This is a genomic window from Flavobacterium restrictum, assembly GCF_007097245.1.
In the GTDB taxonomy this organism is placed as follows: domain Bacteria; phylum Bacteroidota; class Bacteroidia; order Flavobacteriales; family Flavobacteriaceae; genus Flavobacterium; species Flavobacterium restrictum.
In genome coordinates this window covers 193,576-202,033 of record NZ_VJZT01000004.1, presented here as the reverse complement: position 1 = coordinate 202,033, position 8,458 = coordinate 193,576, and the positions used below count along the sequence as shown (strand labels likewise).

6 protein-coding genes are annotated in these 8,458 nt (G+C 35.9%); 5 read left to right on the top strand and 1 reads right to left on the bottom strand.

The genetic code is table 11. From position 1 onward, the window contains the following. Positions 1 to 105 precede the first annotated feature (105 nt). Entirely contained in the window at positions 106 to 780 is a 675-nt protein-coding gene (locus tag FNW21_RS06345) for a DUF4294 domain-containing protein (RefSeq protein WP_185963894.1), read from the bottom strand. Between the two features lie 85 nt (positions 781 to 865). Between FNW21_RS06345 and FNW21_RS06340 the strand changes: the two genes are divergently transcribed. The 5 genes from FNW21_RS06340 to FNW21_RS06320 all read left to right on the top strand — a co-directional run bounded on the left by FNW21_RS06340 (position 866) and on the right by FNW21_RS06320 (position 8,355). After that, positions 866 to 1,954: a M42 family metallopeptidase gene (locus FNW21_RS06340; protein ID WP_144255897.1), complete on the top strand. Its 1,089-nt coding sequence runs from the start codon at positions 866 to 868 to the stop codon at positions 1,952 to 1,954. Positions 1,955 to 2,094: 140 nt separating this feature from the next. After that, positions 2,095 to 2,493 carry a hypothetical protein gene (locus tag FNW21_RS06335; protein ID WP_144255896.1) on the top strand — a complete coding sequence of 133 codons (399 nt, stop codon included), beginning with the start codon at positions 2,095 to 2,097 and terminating at the stop codon, positions 2,491 to 2,493. Between the two features lie 162 nt (positions 2,494 to 2,655). Continuing rightward, positions 2,656 to 3,741, top strand: coding sequence for an efflux RND transporter periplasmic adaptor subunit (locus FNW21_RS06330; protein ID WP_144255895.1), 1,086 nt, complete (start codon positions 2,656 to 2,658; stop codon positions 3,739 to 3,741). 23 nt (positions 3,742 to 3,764) lie between these two features. After that, positions 3,765 to 6,932: an efflux RND transporter permease subunit gene (locus tag FNW21_RS06325; RefSeq protein WP_144255894.1), complete on the top strand. Its 3,168-nt coding sequence runs from the start codon at positions 3,765 to 3,767 to the stop codon at positions 6,930 to 6,932. Continuing rightward, positions 6,925 to 8,355 (top strand): TolC family protein, encoded by a 1,431-nt coding sequence (locus FNW21_RS06320; protein WP_144255893.1) that lies wholly within the window; start codon positions 6,925 to 6,927, stop codon positions 8,353 to 8,355. The genes FNW21_RS06325 and FNW21_RS06320 overlap by 8 nt, the downstream gene beginning before the upstream one ends. Positions 8,356 to 8,458: the final 103 nt, after the last annotated feature.

Genomic DNA, 8,458 nt, shown 5'->3' with positions numbered 1-8,458 from the left:
AGTGGAGCTCTTTTTAGGACTGGCTTTTGCAGCCAGACCTAAAAAAGCGGGAACAAAGCACCCGACCCGACCTTTTTCAGGGAGGGACACGCCATAATTATTAGTTTAATTGGGTTTGTTTGCTTTGGACATCCACGACTCGGTTAGTTTGTCATAGTCAATCGCAACTGCTGGTGGCTGGTTTTGCAAACGACCCGACTCAAATGCACGTACCAAAATAGTTTCGATTAAATAATCCTCGTTATCTATATATGGTGAGTAGGGTTTCTTGAGGCTTATGTCAAATAGATTGGCGGCTGTATTGGCCCAAAATGCTTTCCAGCCGCTTTTGAGATTACTTACTAAATCATAAGTAGTGATTCCGGTTTGACGGTGAATTAATTTAACTAGTATCTGTCCTTGTTTGCGGGAGAGTTTTTTTAGTTTGGCTTCGAATTCGTTCGTTAAATAGTTTTCGACAATTTTAAAATATTTCTTTTTTTCCTTATTGGTGGTCAATTTAGTTACTCCTTTATTAAGAGCCGTCAAACGCTCCGCAGCTAACTTGGCGTATGGATAGGCTTTGTATACTCGGTTTTGAAGAATTAGAAATTGCTTTTTTTCTTCGATGCTTAACTTTTGTTTGCTTATTACTATTTCAGGCAATACTATAGTATCATTTAATATGGTGTCACTTTCGGTTAAAACATATCCCATTTTATCGGGATCGTTTGTAACAACCTGAGCTGTTCCGGTTATTGTAGCAAAAACTAAAAACAAAAGAAATTGAATGCGCTTCATGTACTAAAAAATTTAATTGTCAAAATTATACATTATATATACAACTGTAATGCCAAATTTATAATTTAGCAAAAAAATAATTTTTATGAGTTCAGCATCTATACTAAAAGCGTCCTCGCTTACTTTTCTTGAAAACTACCTCAATAACGCCTCTCCTACTGGCTTTGAAGCCGCAGGTCAAAAATTATGGATGGAGTATCTAAAACCATACGTTGACACGTTTATCACTGACACCTATGGGACGGCCGTTGGGGTTATCAATCCAGACGCACCGTACAAGGTTGTAATTGAAGGTCATGCTGATGAAATTGCATGGTATGTTAATTATATAACCGATGACGGATTGATATATGTAATTAGAAATGGTGGTTCAGACCATCAAATTGCTCCTTCAAAACGAGTTAACATTCATACTAAAAACGGGATTGTAAAAGGTGTTTTTGGTTGGCCTGCAATTCATACCCGAAATCGTGATAAGGAAGAAAATCCAAAAACAAGCAATATCTTTATCGATTTGGGCTGCGAAACGAAAGAGCAAGTCGAAAAATTAGGTGTACATATAGGTTGTGTAATTACGTATCCTGATGAATTTATGATTTTGAATGACAACAAATTTGTTTGTCGGGCAATTGATAATCGCATGGGTGGATTTATGATTGCAGAAGTGGCTCGCTTGCTTCATGAAAATAATATCAAATTGCCTTTTGGTTTGTACATTACCAATTCTGTGCAGGAAGAAGTAGGTTTGCGTGGTGCCGAAATGATTACACAAACCATAAAACCCAATGTAGCCATTGTAACGGATGTTTGTCATGATTCTACTACTCCTATGATTGATAAGAAAATTGAGGGAGAAACAAAAATAGGAAAAGGACCAGTGGTGACTTATGCGCCAGCAGTTCAAAATAATTTGAGAGAACTAATATTGAATACAGCTGTCGAAAAAGGAATTCCGTTCCAGCGTCTCGCCTCTTCGAGAGTTACAGGCACGGATACTGATGCGTTTGCTTACAGTAATGGCGGCGTAGCATCGGCATTGATTTCGCTACCGCTGCGTTATATGCACACTACCGTAGAAATGGTTCACCGTGAAGATGTAGAAAATGTGATTCAACTAATTTACGAAACACTATTGAAGATTGAAAACGGAGAAACATTCTCTTATTTTAAATAAAAAAAACAAAACCCTTTTAGGATTCAAACTCTAAAAGGGTTTTTTATTCCATTCTCACTATAACGTTTTCGGTAGTTTATACTTTTCTTAACTATTTATTTTCTTTCAAAATGCACTATTTTTCGTAATTTTGCTAACGAATGAGAACAACTGTATTTATCATAACTTTTTTTGTATTTCTGCTAGGAGGCGGAAATTCTTTGTATGCAAATACAAAAGAAGCGAACAATAGTTGCTTTTCAATTAGCGCCAATTTGCTAAAAAACAAACCTTTACAATTCTCCAATGACGATCAAAAAATAACCTTATTTGACGAAACTGATTTGGATACCGAAGAAGATTTTCACAGTAGTAATGATCGAAATGATTCCGGTAAAAACCTTTCTTACACTACCAAATACAAGGCACTCACACCTTGGTATACTTTACAATCAAAACTATTTGTACTCAACTACTACAACAATCGTTTTGAAATCACTACTCCCTTTTTAGGTACTTCCTATCCAATTTACATTTCACAAAGAGTATTACGAATTTGATTTTACTTAATCGTGTTACCAGGATTCTATTTAATAGCCTGTAAAAACACACTTTGTCGACATTAGTATGAATCATGCGATTCCCCTTTTGTCGAAGACGCCATTTATATCCTTATTTTTTTTGAATTTTAAACGTTAATCGTTCCCCTTTTATTTATTACCATGAAGAAAAACATCCTATTCACAGGCTTGATTGCCTTATTGTGTCTTACAAGCTGTAACACAAAAAAAGAAGAAAAAGCAGAAGAAGCTGGTAAATACACCGTTACCAATGCCGCTGTAATTGACACTTCGTTTACCAAAGAATATGTTTCGCAAATAAAATCCATTCGCGATATCGAAATCCGAACGCAAGAAAAAGGATTCTTGCAAAACATTTATGTGGAGGAAGGTCAATATGTAAATGCTGGTCAATTGTTGTTTCGAATTATGCCAAAGATGTATGAAGCCGAATTATTAAAAGCCCAAGCAGAAGCTAAAGGCGCTGCAATTGAACTATTGAATGCTAAAACTCTTGCAAACAAAAATGTTATTTCAAAAAGTGAGCAAGCAATTGCGCAAGCCAAATTAGAGCAAGCAAATTCAGAAGTTGCCATAGCAAAATTGCATTTGTCCTTTACCGAAATCAGAGCCCCATTTGCTGGAACAATCGATAGAATTCCAAAAAAGTTAGGAAGTCTGGTTGAAGAAGGAGAATTGCTGACAACGCTTTCTGACAACAGTAAAATGTATGCTTACTTCAACGTTTCGGAACCTGAATATCTTGAATATCAAAGCAATATTAAAGGTCGTGGCGATAGTCATGTAAGCTTACTATTGGCAAACAATGAACTTTTTAAATACAAAGGAAAAATAGAAGTAGTAGAAAGCGAATTTGATAGCGAAACGGGTAACATTGCTTTTAGAGCCAATTTTCCTAATACCGACAAACTTTTGAAAAATGGCGAAACTGGAAAAGTTTTAATGACTGTTCCTGTCAAAAATGCATTGGTTATTCCACAAAAAGTGACTTATGAGGTTCAAGATAAAATATATGTTTTTGTCGTGGATAAAAATAACGTGGTAAAATCAAGAGAAATTACCATTACAGGTGAAATTCCAGATTTATATGTAGTTAAAAGTGGCATCACTGCAACCGATAAAATACTACTAGAAGGTGTTCAAAAAGTAAAAGATGATGATACAATCAAATACGATTATGAGAAACCTGAAACTGTGATTGCACATTTGAAATTAAAAGCAGAATAATTACACTACTTAAATCATAAAAAATGTTTAGTAAATTTATACAAAGGCCAGTGCTATCCATTGTGATATCGCTGATGATTGTCTTGCTTGGAATTTTGGCAATGACCAGTTTGCCAGTTACACAATTGCCTTCTATTTCGCCTCCAAAAGTGAATGTAACTGCCGAATATCCTGGAGCAAACAATGAATTATTGATTAAATCAGTTGTAATTCCTTTGGAAAGAGCCATTAATGGTGTTCCTGGAATGAAATACATAGCATCCGATGCGGGTAATGATGGTGAGGCATCCATACAAGTAATATTTAATTTAGGTACCGATCCTAATCAAGCATCCATAAATATTCAAAATAGAGTAGCTTCAGTCGTGAATAAACTTCCACCACTTGTAGTTCGTGAAGGTGTAAAAATTACTAGAGAAGAATCTAATAACTTAATGTACATCAACTTGTATAGTAATGATCCAACTATGGATCAAAAGTTCTTATACAACTTTACAGATATTAACTTACTTTCAGAACTTAAAAGAGTAGACGGTGTTGGAGAAGCAGATATTATAGGTAATCGAGATTACGCAATGCGTGTTTGGTTAAAACCTGACCGAATGTTAGCCTATAAAATATCCGCAGATGAAGTAATGGAGGCGTTAAGCCAACAAAGTTTAGAAGCTTCGCCAGGTAAAACAGGTGAAAGTTCTGGAAAACGTTCGCAAACATTTGAATATGTATTGAAATATTCTGGGCGGTTTACCACCAAAGAGCAATACGGTAACATCATTTTAAAATCTACCTCTGATGGTCAAATACTTCGTTTGAAAGATGTTGCCACTATAGAATTTGGAAGTTCCATGTACGATATTTATTCAAATCTAAATGGAAAACCATCGGCAGCAATTACAATAAAACAATCCTACGGAAGTAATGCGACACAAGTAATTAAGGATGTAAAAGCAAAATTAGCAGAAATTAAGAAAACATCTTTTCCAAAAGGGGTTGATTATGAAATTAGTTATGATGCATCTAAATTTCTTGATGCATCTATCGAAAAGGTAGTTCACACTTTAGTGGAAGCTTTCATATTAGTAGGATTGGTTGTTTTCTTGTTTTTGGGGGATTGGCGTTCTACTTTAATACCTGCTATTGCTGTTCCTGTTTCGCTTATTGGAACATTTGCCTTCATGCAATTTTTTGGAATTAGCATAAACCTCGTGACTTTATTTGCGCTTGTTTTAGCGATTGGAGTCGTGGTTGATGATGCCATTGTAGTAATTGAGGCAGTACATGCCAAGATGGAAGAAGACCATTTGTCGCCACTCAAGGCTACTAAAAAAGCAATGGGCGAAATTAGTGGTGCTATTATTGCCATCACATTTTTGATGGCGGCAGTGTTTATTCCTGTAGCATTTATGTCAGGGCCAGTAGGTATTTTTTACCGTCAATTTTCTATCACTATGGCTACTGGTATTATACTATCAGGTGTTGTAGCACTTACCCTTACTCCGGCTCTTTGCGCAATGATGTTGAAAAATAATCATGGTATTGCCAAAAAGAAAACGCCACTAAATAATTTCCTTGATGGATTTAATAACAAATTCAACCAGCTAACTGGAACATATCAAGGAATACTTGGAAAAATCGTTAACAAAAGATCGGTAACCTTTGGGTTATTTATTGCTTTTTGTACTGGTATATTTTTCTTAAACAATAGTCTTCCATCAGGATTTATTCCAAATGAAGACCAAGGAATGTTTTATGCCATTATACAAACTCCACCCGGATCTTCATTAGAAAGAACAAATGATGTAGCACTAAAACTGCAAAAAATAGCTGAAAAAATAGATGGAGTTAAATCGGTTTCCGCTTTGGCTGGATTTGAAATTCTAACAGAGGGAACAGGGTCTAATTCAGGAACTTGTTTAATTAATCTAAAAAGCTGGGAAGATCGCAAGCATTCAGTCGATGAGATCATGAAAGAACTGGAAGAAAAATCCAAAAATATAAAAGGAGCCACTCTAGAATTTTTTCAACCACCTGCAGTTCCTGGTTATGGTGCAGCTGGCGGATTTGAACTACGGTTACTAGACAAAGCCGGTTCTGGAGATTACAAAAAAATGGAAACAGTAAATAGTGATTTTGTAAAGGAATTGAACAAACGTCCCGAACTTTCATCCGTTTTTAGTTTTTACAGCGCCAGTTTTCCTCAATATATGATGAAAATTGATAACGATATTGCCCAGCAAAAAGGAGTTACAATTGATAATGCTATGAATACGCTTTCTACATTAGTGGGAAGTAATTATGAAATTAGTTTTATTAAATATGACAGACAATACAAAGTTATTGTTCAAACATCTCCTGAATATAGAGCTTTACCAGAAGATATCTTGAAGTTGTATGTAAAAAACAATCGGGATGAAATGGTGCCGTTTTCTGCATTCATGCACATGGAAAAAGTATATGGCTTATCCGAAATTACCCGTCATAACATGTACAATGCTTCTGAAATTAGTGGTCAATCGGGGCCAGGATATAGTAGTGGTCAATCCATAAAAGCAATACAAGAAGTCGCTGAAAAAACACTACCAAGAGGATTTGGTATTGACTGGGCAGGTATTTCTAAAGATGAAGTAGGTCGTGGTAACGAGGCAATCTTTATTTTTCTAATCTGTTTGCTTTTTGTCTATTTAGTTTTAGCTGCACAATACGAAAGTTTTGTTTTACCATTTGCAGTGATTTTGTCATTACCCGCAGGTATTTTTGGATCGTTCTTATTACTTTCTATATGTGGACTAGAAAATAATATTTATGCACAAGTTGCCTTTGTCATGTTGATAGGTTTATTAGGAAAGAATGCCGTTTTGATTGTAGAATTTGCAGTTCAAAAACATGAAGCAGGATACACTATTCTAGAATCGGCTATGGAAGGTGCAAAAGTGAGATTCCGTCCTATTTTAATGACCTCATTCGCCTTTATTGCTGGATTAATTCCATTAGTTTTTGCTACTGGACCTGGTAAAATTGGAAATAGAACCATTGGTTCGGCAGCACTTGGTGGAATGCTTTTAGGTACCGTAATTGGAGTACTACTCATACCTGGTTTGTATTACATCTTTGGCTCTATAGCCGCAAAAATCAAACTAGTCAAAAAACAAGACAATAATCCATTAACCGAAGATATTAATTACGATGAATAAATTTAAGATAAAATACATCATCCCACTATTTTTTGGAGTTCTAGTAACTAGTTGCAAAGCCCCAGCAGTGGCAACAATGACCGAAAATAATGCTATTCCTGAAGCCTATTCTAGTAGTAAGGATACAACAACTATAGCTACAATTCCTTGGAGAACATTCTTCAAGGACAAAAATCTAGTGGATTTAATCGATACCGCTCTACAAAATAATCAAGAGCTACTCATTACTTTACAAGAAATTGAAATTGCAAAGAATGATATCCGAGTGAGAAAAGGGATGTTGTTGCCTTCTGTTGGTCTTCACGCTGGCGCAGGAGTCGAAAAAGTAGGTAAATATACCAGCCAAGGAGCTGGAGATGCATCGGCAGAGATTATTCCTGGGAAAATAGTTCCTGAATACTTACAGGATTATACGCTTGCCGCTACCGCACATTGGGAAGTGGATATTTGGAAAAAACTACGCAACTCCAAGAAAGCGGCTGTAAGTAGGTATTTAGCAACGGTTGAAGGCAAAAATTTTGTCATCACAAACCTAATTGCCGAGGTAGCCAATTCTTATTATGAATTGCTAGCTCTAGATAGTGAGCTGGAAGTGGTCAAACAAAATGTAGCCTTGCAAAAGAATGCGCTAGAAATTGTAAAAATTCAAAAAGAAGCCGCTAGAACTACCGAACTAGCCGTTCAAAAATTCCAAGCCGAAGTATTTGCTTCTCAAAATAAGGAGTTTGATATTCGTCAAAATATCAAAGAAACCGAAAATCAAATTAACTTTTTGCTGGGGCGTTTTCCACAAGAAATTCCAAGAGATAAAAGCGACTTTTTGAACCAATTGCCTACTGTTGTCAATTCTGGAATTCCATCGCAATTATTAGCGAATCGTACGGATATCAAACAAGCCGAGTTAGCTCTTGCTGCGGCCAAACTTGATGTAAAAGTAGCTCGTGCCGAATTTTATCCTTCACTCGATATCTCGGCAGCCATAGGATTACAAGCTTTTAAACCTTCGTACTTTTTTAAATTTCCAGAATCTATATTGTCCTCCTTGGCAGGCGATATTGCTGGGCCATTAATCAATCGTAACGCTATCAAAGCCGAGTTTTATAGTGCCAATTTGCGCCAATTACAAGCCATGTATGACTATCAACGCACCGTTTTGAATGCGTATGTTGAAGTTTCGAATCAGCTTTCTAAAATTGATAATTTAGAAAAAAGCTATACGCTAAAATCACAAGAAGTTACTGCTTTGAAAAAAGCAATCGATGTTTCAAACGATTTGTTTAAATCCTCCAGAGTAGACTATTTTGAAGTTTTAATGACGCAACGTGATGCCCTAGAATCAACATTGGAACTGATTGAAACCAAAAAAGAACAACTCAATGCCTCGGTTCTTGTTTACAAAGATCTTGGTGGGGGTTGGAAATAATTCGCAGCTAAATTAGCACTACTTGCGCAACCGATTTTTAAATTTGATTGAGTGGTTAAATCAATTAGATTAGTGAAGAAAAAGCATCATATAATGGTGCTTT

Bases quoted from the DNA above. Each gene is read 5' to 3' on its own strand.
- FNW21_RS06345 (WP_185963894.1), bottom strand. From the start codon at position 780: ATGAAGCGCATTCAATTTCTTTTGTTTTTAGTTTTTGCTACAATAACC.
- FNW21_RS06320 (WP_144255893.1), top strand. From the start codon at position 6,925: ATGAATAAATTTAAGATAAAATACATCATCCCACTATTTTTTGGAGTT.
- FNW21_RS06330 (WP_144255895.1), top strand. From the start codon at position 2,656: ATGAAGAAAAACATCCTATTCACAGGCTTGATTGCCTTATTGTGTCTT.
- FNW21_RS06340 (WP_144255897.1), top strand. From the start codon at position 866: ATGAGTTCAGCATCTATACTAAAAGCGTCCTCGCTTACTTTTCTTGAA.
- FNW21_RS06325 (WP_144255894.1), top strand. From the start codon at position 3,765: ATGTTTAGTAAATTTATACAAAGGCCAGTGCTATCCATTGTGATATCG.
- FNW21_RS06335 (WP_144255896.1), top strand. From the start codon at position 2,095: ATGAGAACAACTGTATTTATCATAACTTTTTTTGTATTTCTGCTAGGA.